This window comes from Klebsiella sp. S69 (genome assembly GCF_016516145.1).
Taxonomy (GTDB): Bacteria; Pseudomonadota; Gammaproteobacteria; order Enterobacterales; family Enterobacteriaceae; genus Klebsiella; species Klebsiella oxytoca.
Window position 1 is genome coordinate 65,031 of record NZ_JACVUU010000032.1, and the last position, 16,843, is coordinate 81,873.

Sequence of the window (16,843 nt, forward strand, 5' to 3'; positions counted from 1 at the left end):
CCTCGCTAATAAAAGGGCTGACTTACGTCAGCCCCAGAGATTATAACGGGTCTACCTTCAGGCAGGAAACCGCATGGCGGAAACTGCCCTCCAGCACCGGTCGCGTTTTTGCGCACTCCGGCCCGGCGATGGGGCATCTGGTACGGAATACGCATCCCGACGGCGGATTAATCGGCGATGGCAGCTCCCCTTCCAGCAGCTGGATCGTTTTATTCTTTTCCTTATCGGGGTCCGGCACCGGCACCGCCGACATCAACGCTTTGGTATAGGGGTGCAGCGGATTATGGTACACCTCATCGTAGGTGCCCAGCTCCACGGCATGACCAAGATACATCACCAGCACGCGGTCGGAAATATGCTTTACGACCGCCAAATCGTGGGCGATGAAAATCAGCGACAGCCCCATTTCCCGCTGCAGCTGCTGCAGCAGGTTAACCACCTGTGCCTGAATCGACACGTCCAGCGCGGAGACCGGCTCATCGCAGATAATGAGCTTCGGTTCAAGAATTAGCGCGCGCGCAATACCGATACGCTGACACTGGCCGCCGGAGAATTCATGCGGATAGCGGTTAATCAGGTTCGGCAGCAGGCCCACTTTCATCATCATCGCCTTCACGCGGTCGCGAACTTCCTGGCGCGGCATTTTTGGATGATAGGTGCGCAGCGGCTCGGCAATAATTTCCCCGATCGTCATGCGCGGATTGAGCGACGCCAGCGGATCCTGAAAGATCATCTGAATATCGCTACGCACGTCGCGCCACTCTTCGGCCTTCATGCCCAGTAAATCTTTGCCCAACCAGGCGACTTTACCGTCGGTGGCTTTCACCAGACCAATGATCGCGCGCGCGAACGTCGACTTTCCGCAGCCTGACTCCCCGACCACGCCCAGGGTTTCCCCTTCATACAGACGCAGCGTCACGCCATCTACCGCTTTCAGCGTTTTCGACGGCTGCCAGAACCACTGTTTACCGTCTTTAATATCAAAGTGCACCTTCAAATCGGCGATTTCGAGCAGGACTTTTCTTTGTTCCGTTACGGCGTTCATAGCAAATCCCCCACCGGTTGAAAGCAGGCGCGCAGGCGGCCAGGTGCAAACTCCTCCAGAGGCGGAGCGCTATTGCAAATCTCCATCGCATGCGGGCAACGCGGCTGGAATGGACAGCCCTTAGGCAGACGCAGCAGGTTCGGCGGGTTACCGGGAATCGTCAGCAGGGCATCGCCTTCCGCATCCAGCCTCGGTACTGCATTGAGCAGACCGATGGAATACGGATGCGAGGGTTGGTAAAAAACGTCGCGCGCCTCGCCATACTCCATGGTACGCCCGGCATACATCACCAGCACCTTGTCGCAGATGCCGGCGACAACGCCCAGGTCGTGGGTAATCATGATGATTGCGGTATTAAATTCGCGCTTAAGCTCATTGAGAAGCGTCATGATTTGCGCCTGTACGGTCACGTCCAGCGCCGTGGTCGGTTCATCGGCGATCAGCAGCTTGGGCCGGCACAGCAGCGCCATCGCAATCATCACGCGCTGGCGCATCCCGCCGGAAAACTCGTGTGGGTACATTTTCATCCGCTTGCGCGCTTCCGGCATTTTGACTGCATCCAGCATTTTCACCGACTCTTCAAACGCTTCGGCTTTACTCAGCGCTTTGTGCAGCATCAGAACTTCCATCAGCTGCTCGCCTACCCGCATATAGGGATTGAGCGAGGTCATCGGGTCCTGAAAAATCATGGAGATCTGCTCGGCGCGCAGCTTATTCAGTTCGCGCTCCGGGAGGTTAAGGATCTCCTTACCGTTAAAGGTCGCTGAACCCCCGATGCGACCGTTTGCCGCCAGCAGGCCCATCAGCGCAAAAGCGGTCTGCGACTTACCGGAACCGGACTCGCCCACGATGCCTAAGGTTTCCCCGGCCCGCAGATTGAAATTGAGATCGTTGACCGCGGTCACATCGCCATCGGGGGTACCAAAGGTGACGCGGAGATCTTTCACATCCAGAAGCAATCCGGATTGTTGGGCAGTCTGCGGCGTTTTCGCCGTTTCAATCGTACTCATGACGGCGCTCCTTAGCGGTCTTTCGGGTCGAGGGCATCACGCAGGCCATCGCCGATAAAGTTAAAACAAAACAGCGTAACTACCAGGAAACCGGCAGGAAACAGTAGCAGCCACGGCGACACCTCCATTGAGTTGGCGCCATCGCTAAGCAGCGCGCCCCAACTGCTTAACGGCTCCTGGGTCCCCAGACCGAGGAAACTTAAGAAGGATTCAAACAGAATCATGCTTGGGACCAGCAGTGAGGCATACACCACAACCACTCCAAGCACGTTAGGCACGATATGGCGGATAACGATATTGCGCGTTGAAACGCCGCCGACCTGCGCAGCCTCAATGAATTCTTTCCGCTTCAGGCTCAAGGTCTGACCGCGAACGATACGCGCCATATCCAGCCAGGAGACCATGCCTATAGCCACGAAAATCAGCAGGATATTCTGGCCAAAGAAGGTCACCAGCAGAATGACGAAGAACATAAACGGGAAGGAGTTGAGGATTTCCAGCAGGCGCATCATCACCGAATCCACTTTGCCGCCCAGATAGCCAGAAAGCGAACCGTAAAGCGTTCCCAGAATCACCGCCACCAGCGCAGCAGCAACGCCGACCATCAATGAGATACGCCCGCCGATAGCCACGCGCACCAGCAGATCGCGGCCGGAAGAGTCGGTACCAAAGTAGTGGCCGGACTCCATGTCGGGCGCGCTGGACATCATGCCCCAGTCAGTATCGTAATAGGAGAACTGCGTTACCATCGGCGCGATGGTAACGAACAGCGCAATAATCACCAGCACAATCAGGCTGGCAACCGCGGCGCGGTTATGCATAAAGCGGCGGCGGGCATCCTGCCAGAGGCTACGCCCCTCGACTTCCAGTTTTTCACTGAAGTTTTCCAGCGCCTCGTTGTTTTTCTTACTTAACATCATGGCGAACCCCAGCGTCAGTAACGAATTTTCGGATCGATAACGGCATACAGCACGTCAACAATCGCGTTAAACAGAATGGTCAATGCGCCCACCAGAATGGTCAGGCTGAGCACCAGCGAGTAGTCGCGGTTCAGCGCGCCGTTGACGAACAGCTGACCGATTCCCGGCAGACCATAAATCGTTTCGATAACCATTGAGCCGGTGATAATACCGACGAAGGCGGGCCCCATATAGGAAAGTACCGGCAGCAGCGCAGGCTTTAAGGCATGGCGCAGAATAATACGGCGCATCGGCAAGCCTTTTGCCCTGGCGGTGCGGATGAAGTTAGAGTGCAAAACCTCGATCATCGAACCGCGGGTAATACGCGCGATACTGGCGATATAGGCTAACGAAAGAGCGACCATCGGCAAAATCATATATTGCAGCGCCCCGCCGTTCCATCCCCCGCCCGGCAACCAGTGCAGCGTAATGGCGAATATCATGACCAGCAGTGGCGCCACCACGAAACTCGGTATCACGACCCCGGTCATTGCTATCCCCATCACGGCAAAATCCCATTTCGTATTTTGCTTCAATGCTGCAATAACCCCGGCCGTCACGCCGAGCACCACCGCCAGAAAAAACGCGGCGAAGCCTAATTTGGCTGACACCGGGAAGCTGGAGGCCACCAGATCGTTGACAGAATAATCTTTATATTTAAAAGAAGGACCGAAATCACCGTGCGCCAGCTGCTTCAGGTAGTTGAAGTACTGAGTCATGATGGGGTCGTTTAAATGGTATTTTGCTTCAATATTCGCCATGACTTCCGGCGGCAGCGTGCGTTCACCGGTAAAAGGGCTTCCCGGCGCAAGACGCATCATGAAGAAAGAGATAGTAATAAGAATAAATAGCGTCGGAATCGCTTCCAGACAGCGACGTAAGATAAATTTTAACATTGCCCGTACCTTCTGGCGTGTGCCTTCAATAGTGCGATGAAATAAGACACCGTGAGGCAGGCAATGATGCCTGCCTCACGTATTGCCATTAGTGCTTCACAATGTACATATTTCTTGTGTAAGTATTATCCAGCGGATCTTTACCGGTATACCCACCTACCCACGGCTTAACCAAACGGGCGTTAACATAATAGAAGACCGGTACAATGACGGAGTCTTTATCCAGCTGCTGCTCGGATTGTGCATAGAGATCCGCGCGCTTTGCTTCATCGCTGGTTTTCAGCGCTTCGGCAATAATCTTGTCGAAAGCCGGGCTCTTATAATGCGAAGTGTTGTTTGAGCTGTCGCTCAGCATGGTATTCAGGAAGGAAGTGGGTTCGTTGTAGTCCGCGCACCAGCCGGCGCGTGCGACATCGAAGGTACCCTGATGGCGATTATCGAGGAAGGTTTTCCATTCCTGATTTTCCAGCTTCACGTTGACACCGAGATTTTTCTTCCAGATCGAAGCCACGGCGATAGCCAGTTTTTTGTGCAGATCGGAAGTGTTATAGAGCAGATTGAAAGTCAGCGGCTTGTCAGCAGAGTAGCCAGCTTCGGTCAGCAGTTTTTTCGCTTCTTCATTACGTTTTTCCTGTGACCACTTGAACCACTCAGGTTCGATGAGCTTCATGCCATCGGTATACGGCGGCGTATAGCTATAGGCTGGCAGGTCGCCCTGGTTTTTCACTTTATTGACAATAATGTCGCGGTCCAGCGCCATCTTCAGCGCGGTACGCACGCGAACATCGGTAAACGGCGCTTTCTGGTTATTGATTTCGTAGTAATAAGTACACAGATACGGATCGACGTGAACTTCTTGCGGGATCTCTTTTTTCAGTTTCTGGAACAGTTCGATCGGCATATTGTTATAGGTCATATCGATTTCGCCGCTGCGGTAGCGGTTGACGTCGGTGACTTCAGAAGCGATCGGCAAAAAGGTAACCTGATTAATAACGGTTTTGCCGTTATCCCAGTAGTTAGCATTACGTTCCAGTACAATACGTTCGTTCACTACCCACTCTTTTAATTTATACGCGCCGTTGCTGACGATATTGGCCGGCTGGGTCCATTTGTCACCAAATTTCTCAATAGCGGCTTTAGGAACTGGAGAAACGGATGGGTGCACGAGAAGTTTGTAGAAATAAGGTACCGGTTCGCTCAGGGTCACTTCGAAGGTATGATCGTCCAGCGCTTTGACGCCCAGATCGGTTGCTGGCTTTTTCCCGGCGATGATGTCGTCAACGTTGGCCAGGTGACCGTACTGTAAATAACTTGCATAAGGCGAGGCTGTTTTCGGATCCGCCAGACGCTGCCAGCTATAAACAAAATCTTGCGCAGTAACCGGCGAACCGTCGGACCACTTAGCATCTTTACGCAGATGGAAGGTCCAGACTTTAAAATCTTTGTTGTCCCATTTTTCCGCCACACCCGCCACCGGATGGCCATCAAGGTCGCTTACCAACAGCCCTTCAAACAAATCGCGGCTAATATTGGACTCCGGCACGCCTTCAATTTTGTGCGGATCGAGAGACTGAACTTCGGAGCCGTTGTTACGTACCAGCGTTTGTTTATCCGCCAGCTGTACCCCTGCCGGTACATCTGCCGCCACCGCGGCGTTGATTGTCATTAATGCAGAGAGTACGCCTGCGGCTACCAGGCTTTTTTTCGTGATGATGGTCATGTGTTTGTTACTCCACTCATTATAATTACTGGCTATTTAACCAGCCTGTTTTCTCTTTTCTGGATTCTGAACAGTGCAGGAGTTTATGCAACTGCCAGCGAGTACTGCTTGCTATCACCGACTTATTTATTACGACCGCTCAAACGGCAGCCTTGACGTCGATTCTTACCCCCCTGTCCGGGGGCGATTTTAAGTCGCAATGAGCTATTTAATAAGAATTCTCATTTGCGCATGAATTCACTAAAGATCACGCCGGAAAGTACCAAAACGCTTTATTGTCCGCCAATGCAATTTGCAAATATGTTACCGGATTCTCTTTTGTCGCCAGATCATTGCGGTAGCCGAGTCAGCATCAGGCAGGGCAATGTTTAAAAAATTGTTATTTATCATGGCGTTAAAATAAAACACTCGCATTGAATGCCAAATCTCAGTGAATCGATGAAATTTTGTACGAAAATTTAACATTCGCTTATTATTTAGCACATTCATCTGCTTCACGAGATAAATTACTAATATCATTTCGATTATCAGACGGCAAGCGCCAGAGAATGATGTGAAGAAAATAACAGTAGCGACTGTGGGTAAAACGGCAGGAAAGACGTAAATTACAGGGGTAATTAACTGAAAATAAATAACATTATCAGGCATTAAAAAAACGTATACCAGGCAGATAAATCACCATTTTTGATATGTTTTACTGATATTTAGCAAACGCGGGACAATGAGCCCCGCGCACAAAGCGATGCAGGTTAATTCACCAGCCCTGGAAACAGCGCCTTTATACCGGTCACGATAAACTCAATCCCGAGAGCCATCAGCAACAGTCCCATAATACGGGTAATTACGTTGATACCGGTTTGACCAAGTAAACGAACCAGCCAGGGGGCCATACGGAAAATGCCCCAGCAGCACAGCGCAAAAAGCGCGATAGCGACGGAAAAGCCAACAAAGTGGGCGACACTGTGATAGCGCGTTCCCCAGACAATAGTCGAACTGATGGCCCCGGGACCGGCCATCAGGGGCAGCGCCAGCGGCACCACGCCAATACTCTCGCGAATGGCCGTTTCTGATTTTTCTTGCTTGTTCTGTTTATCCTCGCCCAGCTTGCCGCTAATCATCGACATGGCAATGGTGACGACCAGAATCCCGCCGGCAATGCGGAAAGAATCAATGGAAATGCCGAAGACCTGCAGAATTGCATCGCCCAAAAACAGCGACGTGAGCAGGATAATGGCGACGGACAGGTTGGCGGTCAGGTTGGTTTTGTTGCGTACGGCCGCCGTCTGGTAGCTGGTCATACTAATGAACACCGGGATAATGCCAACCGGGTTTACCAGCGCAAATAACCCAATAAAAAATTTAAAGTAGGCTGAAAAATCGAACAACGACTGAATCACAGGGCGCTCCGCAGCATCATAAAAATGGCTGTTGACAGTTACCAGCATAAAATATCCGCGAGAAGATACGCTGTTTGATAGCATAATTCATCTCTATTCATCTGGAAGTACATAATAAGGCTGGAATGTTATTTATTTGTTTATGCAATGCTATTTAGTCATTTAATTAGCATACCGTATCATTACACTTGAGCAAATTGGTCAAAAAATGACCTGCTGAAAGGTATCAGCTTTGCCGATTATTGATTTAGATCACATAATTTGTACTCAGAAGTGAGTAACCTTGTTTACACACAGAGAGGAGGCACAACAGCGGTACCTGAAAGAAAAAATAAAAGCTTTTTTAGTCAATCGGTGAAGTCAGAAGCACAAAATTCTTTACGTTAACATTTAAATGCAAGCAGTTAACACACTGTCTATACTGTCGAATCGAGCTACTGATTCACTAAAAAAGTTTAACATTATCAGGAGAGCATTATGGCTGTTACTAATGTCGCTGAACTTAACGCACTCGTAGAGCGCGTAAAAAAAGCCCAGCGTGAATATGCCAGTTTCACTCAAGAACAAGTAGACAAAATCTTCCGCGCCGCCGCTCTGGCCGCTGCAGATGCTCGAATCCCTCTCGCTAAGATGGCCGTTGCCGAATCCGGCATGGGCATCGTCGAAGATAAAGTGATCAAAAACCACTTTGCTTCCGAATACATCTATAACGCCTATAAAGATGAAAAGACCTGCGGCGTCCTGTCTGAAGATGACACCTTTGGTACTATTACAATCGCTGAACCGATTGGTATCATCTGCGGTATCGTCCCGACTACTAACCCGACTTCAACCGCTATCTTTAAATCTCTGATTAGCCTGAAGACTCGTAACGCCATCATCTTCTCCCCGCATCCGCGTGCTAAAGATGCAACCAATAAAGCAGCTGATATCGTACTGCAGGCGGCTATCGCTGCCGGCGCGCCGAAAGATCTGATTGGTTGGATTGACCAGCCTTCCGTAGAACTGTCCAATGCGCTGATGCATCACCCGGATATCAACCTAATCCTCGCCACCGGCGGTCCGGGCATGGTTAAAGCAGCGTACAGCTCTGGTAAACCGGCAATCGGCGTAGGCGCGGGTAACACTCCCGTTGTTATCGACGAAACGGCTGATATCAAACGCGCCGTCGCATCCGTACTGATGTCTAAAACCTTCGATAACGGCGTTATTTGTGCTTCCGAGCAGTCCGTAGTCGTTGTAGATTCCGTATACGACGCCGTTCGCGAACGTTTCTCCAGCCACGGCGGCTACCTGCTGCAGGGCCAGGAGCTGAAAGCGGTTCAGAATATCATTCTGAAAAATGGCGCGCTGAACGCCGCTATCGTTGGTCAACCTGCGTATAAAATCGCTGAGCTGGCAGGCTTCACCGTTCCTGTGTCCACCAAGATTCTGATTGGTGAAGTCACCGACGTTGATGAAAGCGAGCCGTTTGCCCACGAAAAACTGTCCCCGACACTGGCGATGTATCGTGCGAAGAACTTCGAAGACGCGGTTGATAAAGCTGAAAAACTGGTTGCTATGGGCGGTATCGGCCACACCTCCTGCCTGTATACCGACCAGGATAACCAGCCAGAACGCGTTGCTTACTTCGGTCAGTTGATGAAAACCGCACGTATCCTGATCAACACCCCTGCTTCTCAGGGTGGTATCGGTGACCTGTATAACTTCAAACTCGCACCTTCCCTGACTCTGGGTTGTGGTTCATGGGGTGGTAACTCCATCTCGGAAAACGTTGGTCCTAAGCACCTGATCAACAAGAAAACCGTTGCTAAGCGAGCTGAAAACATGTTGTGGCACAAACTTCCGAAATCTATCTACTTCCGTCGTGGCTCACTGCCAATCGCGCTGGATGAAGTGATTACTGATGGTCACAAACGCGCGCTGATCGTCACCGACCGCTTCCTGTTTAACAACGGCTACGCGGATCAGATCACTTCCGTACTGAAAGCGGCTGGCGTTGAAACAGAAGTTTTCTTTGAAGTGGAAGCTGACCCGACTCTGACCATCGTCCGTAAAGGCGCTGAGCTGGCGAACTCTTTCAAACCGGACGTGATTATCGCCCTGGGCGGCGGTTCCCCGATGGACGCGGCGAAAATCATGTGGGTCATGTACGAACATCCGGAAACCCACTTCGAAGAGCTGGCGCTGCGCTTTATGGATATCCGTAAGCGTATCTACAAGTTCCCGAAAATGGGCGTTAAAGCCAAAATGGTGGCGATCACTACCACATCTGGCACCGGCTCTGAAGTCACGCCGTTCGCCGTTGTTACCGATGATGCCACCGGGCAGAAATACCCGCTGGCTGACTATGCCCTGACTCCGGATATGGCGATTGTTGATGCTAACCTGGTCATGGAAATGCCGAAATCCCTGTGTGCTTTCGGTGGTCTGGATGCGGTGACCCATGCGCTGGAAGCTTACGTTTCCGTACTGGCTTCCGAGTTCTCCGACGGCCAGGCGCTGCAGGCGCTGAAGCTGCTGAAAGAAAACCTGCCGGCGTCTTACCATGAAGGTTCTAAGAACCCGGTAGCGCGTGAGCGCGTACACAGTGCTGCAACGATCGCCGGTATTGCGTTTGCTAACGCCTTCCTGGGTGTATGTCACTCCATGGCGCACAAACTGGGTTCTCAGTTCCACATTCCTCACGGTCTGGCGAACGCCCTGTTGATCAGCAACGTTATCCGCTATAACGCCAACGACAACCCGACCAAACAGACGGCATTCAGCCAGTACGACCGTCCGCAGGCCCGTCGTCGCTATGCGGAAATCGCTGACCACCTGGGTCTGACTGCACCGGGTGACCGCACCGCAGCGAAAATCGAAAAACTGCTTGGCTGGCTGGAAGAAATTAAAGCTGAACTGGGTATTCCTAAGTCTATCCGCGAAGCTGGCGTGCAGGAAGCTGACTTCCTGGCCCACGTTGATAAGCTGTCTGAAGACGCATTCGATGACCAGTGCACCGGCGCCAACCCGCGCTATCCGCTGATTGCCGAGCTGAAACAGATTCTGCTGGATACCTACTACGGTCGCCATTACGTCGAAGGCGGCGTGGAAGAGAAGAAAGAAGCCGCGCCGGGTAAAGCTGAGAAAAAAGCGAAGAAATCCGCTTAATCTCACCGTAGTCAAGAACGTTAATACCAGCCCCATCTTATGATGGGGCTTTTTTTATCTCCCCCGTTCAGCGGCCCACATAAGGTCTCAGACGGCCGAAATGTATAATCAAGGGTTCAGGGTTGAGGAATAAAAAAAGGCGCTATATAAGCGCCTGAGAGGGTCTCACGGGAAGGTATTAGCAGGTGTGCTGCCTGTTCTGCACAAAGCTTAAAGAACCGACGCTCAACGCCTCCTTATAATGCTTGCGGCAGACGGACACATAGCGTTCATTACCGCCAATCACTACCTGTTCCCCTTCATTGTACGGCCGCCCCTCCTGGTCGAGGCGCAAAACCATGCTCGCTTTACGACCGCAGAAACAGATAGTTTTTAATTCAACCAGCTTATCTGACCACGCCAGCAAATATTGACTGCCGGTAAAAAGTTCACCGCGAAAATCAGTACGCAGTCCATAGCACAGCACGGGAATATCCAGCTGGTCTACGACTTCAGACAGCTCATGCACCTGTTCGCGCGTCAAAAACTGGCTCTCATCAACTAATACGCAGTGAATCGGCTGACGTCTATGTTCGTCGGCAATGTCGGTAAATAACGCTGTCTGCGTATTATACAACCGAGCCGGCGAGGAGAGGCCAATCCTTGAACTCACTTTCCCTGAACCAAAGCGATCGTCAATCTCTGCGGTATAAACCAGAGTACGCATCCCTCGCTCCTGGTAATTGTATGAAGACTGCAACAGAGCGGTAGACTTGCCTGCATTCATTGCTGAATAGTAGAAATAAAGTTGTGCCATCGGCCGCGTAACCCCAATCAATGTGTTTTTTCGCAGCAAAATTGTATCATATATTCACTCACTATCAGCCCTCACCGTGTGGGTATTGCCGGGAATGTCCGGTCAACGTATGCCTGATAGATTAAACATCTTAATTGAAGGGGAATGCCTGCTATTCGTGCGCCAACAGCGGTCCGCTCCCACATCGCTATTGCGCTTTTGTGCTTACCAGGCATTTTTCTGATAGCTATAACCGCGCTGGACAAGTGTTTTATATTAAACATCATCGCCGCTGCTGCGCTAATACTGACAATGATATTTATCCATGCAAAGTATAATTTTTCTCATCGCGCAACAGAAAAAGCATACTATCTCAGGGTTTTAGCTTATGTTTTCCACCGCGCTATAAGCAGGAAAGATGTGAACCCGCACATAAAATTTAAGTTAAATGAATTAATTCCCGAGACAAATAACAAGTTATTTTGACTTCCTTACATTCTCCCCTATTGCACATCTGAATTTATCGCTCTATTATTAGACCAACAAACCACCCCACAATATAAGTTTGAGATTACTACAATGAGCGAAGCACTTAAAATTCTGAACAACATCCGTACTCTTCGTGCACAGGCAAGAGAATGCACCCTTGAAACGCTCGAAGAAATGCTGGAAAAATTAGAAGTTGTCGTTAACGAACGTCGTGAAGAAGAAAGCGCTGCGGCTGCGGAAATTGAAGAACGCACTCGTAAACTGCAGCAATACCGTGAAATGCTGATTGCTGACGGTATTGATCCTAATGAACTGCTGAGCACTATGGCTGCAGTTAAAGCGGGAACTAAAACCAAGCGCGCTGCACGTCCGGCTAAATACAGCTACGTTGACGAAAATGGCGAAACTAAAACCTGGACTGGTCAGGGTCGTACTCCGGCAGTGATCAAGAAAGCGATGGATGAGCAAGGTAAAACGCTGGACGATTTCCTGCTGTAATATGCCCGCGCATCCGTTTAAAAATCCCGCTTCGGCGGGATTTTTTTTATCCGCTAATCGGACCTGTGCCCTGCGGACATAAAAAAACCGGGAAACGAATCTCGCTCCCGGTCGTGCATTGTGTAGCGATCAATTACTTCGCGATGGCTTTTTCCAGCCAGGATTTAAATTCAGCGCCCAGCGACTTATGGCGCACGCCATATTCAACGAAGGCCTGCATATAGCCCAGCTTATTACCGCAGTCGTGGCTTTTGCCTTTCATATGATAGGCTTCAACGGTCTCTTTTTCGATCAGCATATCGATGGCATCGGTCAGCTGAATTTCGTCACCGGCTCCCGGAGGCGTTTTTGCCAGCAGCGGCCAGATATCGGCGCTCAGCACATAGCGACCTACAACTGCCAGGTTAGACGGCGCTACGTCCGCTTTCGGTTTCTCAACAACGCCGACCATCGGTACGCTCTCACCCGGCTGCAGGGACTGGCCCTTGCAATCAACAACGCCGTACGCGGTCACGTCAGCAACCGGCTCAACCATAATCTGGCTGGCTCCGGTCTCGTCAAAACGAGCGATCATTTCCGCCAGGTTATCGCGGGACAGATCGGATTCATATTCGTCAAGAATAACGTCCGGTAAAATAACCGCGACCGGCTCATTGCCGACAACTGGATGCGCGCACAGCACAGCATGGCCCAGACCTTTAGCCAGCCCCTGACGCACCTGCATAATAGTCACGTGCGGCGGACAAATAGATTGCACTTCTTCCAGCAGCTGGCGTTTTACACGTTTTTCCAGCATGGCTTCCAGTTCAAAACTGGTATCGAAATGGTTTTCGATGGAGTTTTTAGAAGAGTGCGTCACCAGAACAATTTCTGTAATCCCGGCGGCGATACATTCGTTAACAACATATTGAATTAATGGCTTATCTACCAGCGGCAGCATTTCTTTCGGAATAGCCTTAGTAGCGGGCAACATCCTGGTGCCTAATCCCGCAACCGGGATGACAGCTTTTCTTACTTTTGAATTAAGCGCAGCCATTGAAATCTCCTGGACTGTTCGTTTTTTAAACTTCTCGTTAATAATATGGTATCGAGTATATCAGCCTGTTCAGTTGAACCTGTTCCGAAAAGGATTAGATATCTCCGAATTAGGAATTTTACGCATTAAACCCGGCGATAGTACCACCGCAAAAGATCGCGTGGTAATCCCACTTGGGTAAAAATAAGCGCAATTGTTCACTCCGCAGACAACATAAGGCGTAAACGTCCCCCGGCCCCCCAAATTTGGCACTGCCATGATGCGCAGCGTTGACTAATTTGGTTGAGATAGGCATTACCCAGGGTACCTAACGGAACGCCATTGCTAATCTGAATTTGGTGTTCCCCCGTATTCAACGTGCCATTCAAACCCGCGGAAACCAAAATTAAATTTTTCAAGCCGCTATGGTAATACCCTACCAATAATGGAAATTGCCCCGGCAGGTTAGCCTGACGCAGTAATTGATTGACCTGTTTAAGCAGGCTCCCCATCTCCGGTAAACGCTGTCCCTGATGAGCAAGCTGCTCCTGCAGCAGGCCATTGAAAAGGGCGCGCAGTAATAAAGCAGCAAGAACCCCATTATCACCCGCTCGCGTGACGTCCAGACAATAAAACGCCAGATCGTTTTCTGATAGCGGCGCAATGTCGAGCACGAGACCGGGCTTATCGACGGAGACAAGCTGCCGATAGTGAATACGGCAGTTCGACATCTCCTGCTGGACCGGGGGCTGAAGCTCCTGTAGCAGCCTTGACGCCGCGGAGGGATCGCTGACCAGCGCGTCCCAATCCTCAAACAGGCGTTCCTCCTCTTCGACACGAGAATTAAACATGTTGGGGTAAAGGCAGGCGTACACGGTTTCTCGCAGGCGATCGAAATCTTTTACCGGTTTAAGAAGAATGTCCTGCACGCCAAGGCGCAGCGCTTTAGCAATGTCCGCCATATTTTCCGTCGCTGAAATCATCAGAATCGGCAGCTGCTCGCCCTGATTGCGCACATGCTCCACCAGCTGCAGGCCGTTCATTCGCGGCATGGAAATATCGCATATCATCAAATCGGGTTTTGACTCGGCCATTTTTTGAAGTGCATCCACGCCATCTTCCGCCTGGACGATGGTCGCGCCCAGCGAAGCTAACCAGGTGTGCATAAGTGAGCGGAAAACGGGTTCGTCTTCAACTATCAGAATCTGTTTTCCCGCCAATGGCTGCGTCATGATCTCTCCCCTGACTGACGATAAGTTAATAGTGGCACGCGATTCACGCTACCGCCTGTCAGAATTTACTTAAGTATGCATCAAATGCGCTACATGGAGGTACGCACTAAAGGTAATAGTTCATCCATTCTCTTTTCCACTGCCAGATGTCCGGCAGCGATAGCTTCGCCGGCACGGTGGAAATCCAGCGTGGAGATTTGCGGGCAAAAGGGCTGAATCAGGATATCCGGCGGGTCGCCCGCCATACGGTTTCGCTTAAGACGATTTTCCAGAACCTGAATGGAAGTCGACATGATCTCCATTGCCGTCGGCGCTACCGTCGCCCGACGTGAGGTCATACGCGCCAGGCGGGAGCGCAGCCGTGAATGCCACGAAAAATCTTCTTCGGCCTCCGGACGCGGCACCTCCAGGGATAATAAATCCTGCTGCATCAGATGCGCGTCGTGCTGCAAATCAACGGCAATAACAATATCCGCGCCCATTGCCCGAGCCAGGGATACCGGCACGGGATTAACCACCGCGCCATCCACTAGCCAGTAACCATTATGCATGACCGGCGACATCAGACCAGGCATACTGCACGAGGCACGAATCGCCAGATGCAGATCCCCTTCCGTAAACCACAGTTCGCGACCGGTACTTAAATTGGTGGTAACGGCCGCAAAACGACGCTCGCAGCGTTCAATCTCGGTGACCGGTAGCAGTTTACGATATTGGCTAAATACCCGTGCGCCCCGCAGCAAGCCCCCTCGCTGCCAGGAGAGATCCATTAATTTCAGGACGTCCCAGTTGCTAAAAGAGCATACCCATTTCTCCAGCGCCGGAAGGCGGTTGCAGGCGTAAGCCGCCCCCACCAGCGAGCCAATAGAGCACCCTGCGATGACATCAACGTCAATGCCCGCACGCTGTAATGCATTAATCACACCGATATGCGACCACCCGCGGGCGGCTCCTGCCCCTAGCGCCAGACCGATCTTGAGCTTTCTCATTCTTACCGAAACATATCCTTCCACTCCGGGCATGGCATCATCGCCATACCTCAGTTAACATATTGCGCTTTGGCGGCGTAGTGCCGTCTTTCTTTATCCCATGGAGGCCGTTTTGTCGCCATTATGCCCCTGCGGCAGCGCTCTGGAGTATAGCGCATGTTGTCAGCGTTATCTGGCTGGCACGCAGCTTGCGCCAGATCCGTCACAGCTGATGCGTTCCCGCTATAGCGCATTTGTTATGCAGGACGCCGACTATCTGATTAAAACCTGGCACCCCTCCTGTCAGGCGCAACAGTTTCGCGTGGACCTGGAGAACGGGTTTAAGCAAACTCAATGGCTGGGTCTCACCGTCTTTGCTGCCGATGAAGGCAGAAGTCCCGATGAAGGCTACGTCAGCTTTATCGCGCGTTTCACTGACAATAACCGCTCCGGCGCCATTATTGAACGATCCAGATTCTTAAAAGAAAACGGACAGTGGTACTATATTGACGGAATGCGACCGCTGATCGGTCGTAACGACCCCTGCCCTTGCGGTTCAGGTAAAAAATTTAAAAAATGCTGCGGCCAGTAAGCCAGCAGCAGGAATAGCAAACACTACAGGATTTTCCCCGCGATGCATTCACTACAACGTAAAGTACTACGCACCATTTGCCCTGATCAGAAAGGCCTCATCGCGCGTATCACGAATATCTGCTATAAGCACGAGCTGAACATCGTGCAGAACAATGAGTTCGTTGACCACCGGACCGGCCGCTTCTTTATGCGTACCGAGCTCGAGGGTATTTTCAATGACTCCGTTCTGCTGGCTGACCTCGACAGCGCGCTGCCGGAAGGCTCGATTCGTGAGCTCAACCCAGCAGGCCGCCGCCGAGTCGTCATTCTGGTGACTAAAGAGGCGCACTGCCTCGGCGATCTGCTGATGAAAGCCAACTATGGCGGACTGGACGTAGAAATCGCCGCCGTCATCGGCAATCACGAAACCCTGCGCTCGCTGGTTGAACGCTTTGATATTCCCTTCCAGCTGGTGAGCCATGAGGGGCTAACCCGCGAAGAGCACGATAAGCAGATGGGTGATGCTATCGCCGCCCATGAACCGGATTACGTCGTGCTGGCGAAATACATGCGGGTGTTGACCCCCGAGTTTGTCTCCCGCTTCCCGAATAAGATTATCAATATTCACCACTCATTCCTGCCGGCGTTTATCGGCGCGCGTCCGTATCATCAGGCCTATGACCGCGGGGTGAAGATTATTGGCGCAACCGCCCACTACGTGAACGATAATCTGGATGAAGGCCCCATCATCATGCAGGACGTTATTCATGTCGATCACACCTACACCGCAGAAGATATGATGCGCGCTGGCCGCGACGTTGAGAAAAACGTTCTGAGCCGCGCATTGTACCAGGTGCTTGCACAGCGGGTGTTTGTTTACGGCAACCGAACGATTATTCTTTAATCAATAATGAAATTAACTGGTTAGCTTTACGGCTTTACGCGTAAAAATCAGGCAACCAGTTTATTTTTAGCAAACGAATACTTTACAGTGGCGCGTCATTTGATATGATGCGCCCCGCTTCCCGATAAGGAAGCAGGCCAGTATTAAGCATTACCCCGTGGTGGGGTTCCCGAGCGGCCAAAGGGAGCAGACTGTAAATCTGCCGTCAT

15 protein-coding genes are annotated in these 16,843 nt (G+C 51.3%); 5 read left to right on the forward strand and 10 right to left on the reverse strand.

Annotated features, from left to right (window positions below; genetic code table 11):
* Positions 1-40 precede the first annotated feature (40 nt).
* The 6 genes from oppF to IAE27_RS26085 all read right to left on the reverse strand — a co-directional run bounded on the left by oppF (position 41) and on the right by IAE27_RS26085 (position 7,027).
* Positions 41-1,045 carry a murein tripeptide/oligopeptide ABC transporter ATP-binding protein OppF gene (oppF, locus tag IAE27_RS26060; protein WP_004103101.1) on the reverse strand — a complete coding sequence of 335 codons (1,005 nt, stop codon included), beginning with the start codon at positions 1,043-1,045 and terminating at the stop codon, positions 41-43.
* Positions 1,042-2,055 (reverse strand): ABC transporter ATP-binding protein, encoded by a 1,014-nt coding sequence (locus IAE27_RS26065; RefSeq protein ID WP_004103103.1) that lies wholly within the window; start codon positions 2,053-2,055, stop codon positions 1,042-1,044. The genes oppF and IAE27_RS26065 overlap by 4 nt, the downstream gene beginning before the upstream one ends.
* 11 nt (positions 2,056-2,066) lie before the next feature.
* Positions 2,067-2,975, reverse strand: coding sequence for an oligopeptide ABC transporter permease OppC (gene oppC / locus IAE27_RS26070; RefSeq protein WP_004103105.1), 909 nt, complete (start codon positions 2,973-2,975; stop codon positions 2,067-2,069).
* Positions 2,976-2,989: 14 nt separating this feature from the next.
* The gene (oppB, locus tag IAE27_RS26075) at positions 2,990-3,910 is read right to left on the reverse strand and encodes an oligopeptide ABC transporter permease OppB (RefSeq protein ID WP_004103106.1); all 921 of its coding nucleotides are present in this window, start codon (positions 3,908-3,910) and stop codon (positions 2,990-2,992) included.
* A gap of 88 nt (positions 3,911-3,998) precedes the next feature.
* Complete coding sequence (gene oppA, locus IAE27_RS26080; protein ID WP_070556802.1) at positions 3,999-5,630, reverse strand: oligopeptide ABC transporter substrate-binding protein OppA; 1,632 nt, start codon at positions 5,628-5,630, stop codon at positions 3,999-4,001.
* Between the two features lie 749 nt (positions 5,631-6,379).
* Positions 6,380-7,027, reverse strand: a complete 648-nt coding sequence (locus tag IAE27_RS26085) for a YchE family NAAT transporter (RefSeq protein ID WP_024274364.1) — start codon at positions 7,025-7,027, stop codon at positions 6,380-6,382.
* A 477-nt stretch (positions 7,028-7,504) separates the two neighbouring features.
* On the opposite strand from IAE27_RS26085, the gene adhE reads away from it, so the two are divergent.
* Positions 7,505-10,180, forward strand: coding sequence for a bifunctional acetaldehyde-CoA/alcohol dehydrogenase (gene adhE, locus IAE27_RS26090; RefSeq protein ID WP_004103112.1), 2,676 nt, complete (start codon positions 7,505-7,507; stop codon positions 10,178-10,180).
* A 178-nt stretch (positions 10,181-10,358) separates the two neighbouring features.
* Here adhE and tdk read toward each other — a convergent pair whose 3' ends face one another.
* On the reverse strand, positions 10,359-10,976 hold the full coding sequence (gene tdk / locus IAE27_RS26095) for a thymidine kinase (RefSeq protein ID WP_016808826.1): 618 nt from the start codon (positions 10,974-10,976) through the stop codon (positions 10,359-10,361).
* 144 nt (positions 10,977-11,120) lie between these two features.
* Here tdk and IAE27_RS26100 point away from each other — a divergent pair, with 144 nt between their 5' ends.
* A complete protein-coding gene (locus IAE27_RS26100) occupies positions 11,121-11,441 on the forward strand; it encodes a hypothetical protein (RefSeq protein WP_017145681.1) in 321 nt (106 codons plus the stop codon).
* Between the two features lie 93 nt (positions 11,442-11,534).
* Positions 11,535-11,942, forward strand: coding sequence for a histone-like nucleoid-structuring protein H-NS (gene hns, locus IAE27_RS26105; protein ID WP_004103116.1), 408 nt, complete (start codon positions 11,535-11,537; stop codon positions 11,940-11,942).
* Positions 11,943-12,075: 133 nt separating this feature from the next.
* On the opposite strand, the gene galU is transcribed toward hns, so the two are convergent.
* The 3 genes from galU to rssA all read right to left on the reverse strand — a co-directional run bounded on the left by galU (position 12,076) and on the right by rssA (position 15,178).
* Positions 12,076-12,978: a UTP--glucose-1-phosphate uridylyltransferase GalU gene (gene galU / locus IAE27_RS26110; RefSeq protein WP_004103117.1), complete on the reverse strand. Its 903-nt coding sequence runs from the start codon at positions 12,976-12,978 to the stop codon at positions 12,076-12,078.
* Positions 12,979-13,175: 197 nt separating this feature from the next.
* Positions 13,176-14,189: a two-component system response regulator RssB gene (gene rssB / locus IAE27_RS26115; RefSeq protein WP_004103118.1), complete on the reverse strand. Its 1,014-nt coding sequence runs from the start codon at positions 14,187-14,189 to the stop codon at positions 13,176-13,178.
* A gap of 89 nt (positions 14,190-14,278) precedes the next feature.
* On the reverse strand, positions 14,279-15,178 hold the full coding sequence (gene rssA / locus IAE27_RS26120) for a patatin-like phospholipase RssA (protein ID WP_200093072.1): 900 nt from the start codon (positions 15,176-15,178) through the stop codon (positions 14,279-14,281).
* A gap of 112 nt (positions 15,179-15,290) precedes the next feature.
* Between rssA and IAE27_RS26125 the strand changes: the two genes are divergently transcribed.
* Both IAE27_RS26125 and purU read left to right on the forward strand, forming a co-directional pair.
* Entirely contained in the window at positions 15,291-15,749 is a 459-nt protein-coding gene (locus IAE27_RS26125; protein ID WP_154022211.1) for a YchJ family protein, read from the forward strand.
* 42 nt (positions 15,750-15,791) lie between these two features.
* Positions 15,792-16,634 (forward strand): formyltetrahydrofolate deformylase, encoded by an 843-nt coding sequence (purU, locus tag IAE27_RS26130; protein WP_004103121.1) that lies wholly within the window; start codon positions 15,792-15,794, stop codon positions 16,632-16,634.
* Positions 16,635-16,843 lie beyond the last annotated feature (209 nt).

Excerpts from the sequence above, each read along its gene's own strand:
- oppF (WP_004103101.1), bottom strand. The coding sequence starts at position 1,045 with ATGAACGCCGTAACGGAACAAAGAAAAGTCCTGCTCGAAATCGCCGAT.
- IAE27_RS26065 (WP_004103103.1), bottom strand. The coding sequence starts at position 2,055 with ATGAGTACGATTGAAACGGCGAAAACGCCGCAGACTGCCCAACAATCC.
- oppC (WP_004103105.1), bottom strand. The coding sequence starts at position 2,975 with ATGATGTTAAGTAAGAAAAACAACGAGGCGCTGGAAAACTTCAGTGAA.
- oppB (WP_004103106.1), bottom strand. The coding sequence starts at position 3,910 with ATGTTAAAATTTATCTTACGTCGCTGTCTGGAAGCGATTCCGACGCTA.
- oppA (WP_070556802.1), bottom strand. The coding sequence starts at position 5,630 with ATGACCATCATCACGAAAAAAAGCCTGGTAGCCGCAGGCGTACTCTCT.
- adhE (WP_004103112.1), top strand. The coding sequence starts at position 7,505 with ATGGCTGTTACTAATGTCGCTGAACTTAACGCACTCGTAGAGCGCGTA.
- tdk (WP_016808826.1), bottom strand. The coding sequence starts at position 10,976 with ATGGCACAACTTTATTTCTACTATTCAGCAATGAATGCAGGCAAGTCT.
- IAE27_RS26100 (WP_017145681.1), top strand. The coding sequence starts at position 11,121 with ATGCCTGCTATTCGTGCGCCAACAGCGGTCCGCTCCCACATCGCTATT.
- hns (WP_004103116.1), top strand. The coding sequence starts at position 11,535 with ATGAGCGAAGCACTTAAAATTCTGAACAACATCCGTACTCTTCGTGCA.
- galU (WP_004103117.1), bottom strand. The coding sequence starts at position 12,978 with ATGGCTGCGCTTAATTCAAAAGTAAGAAAAGCTGTCATCCCGGTTGCG.
- rssB (WP_004103118.1), bottom strand. The coding sequence starts at position 14,189 with ATGACGCAGCCATTGGCGGGAAAACAGATTCTGATAGTTGAAGACGAA.
- rssA (WP_200093072.1), bottom strand. The coding sequence starts at position 15,178 with ATGAGAAAGCTCAAGATCGGTCTGGCGCTAGGGGCAGGAGCCGCCCGC.
- purU (WP_004103121.1), top strand. The coding sequence starts at position 15,792 with ATGCATTCACTACAACGTAAAGTACTACGCACCATTTGCCCTGATCAG.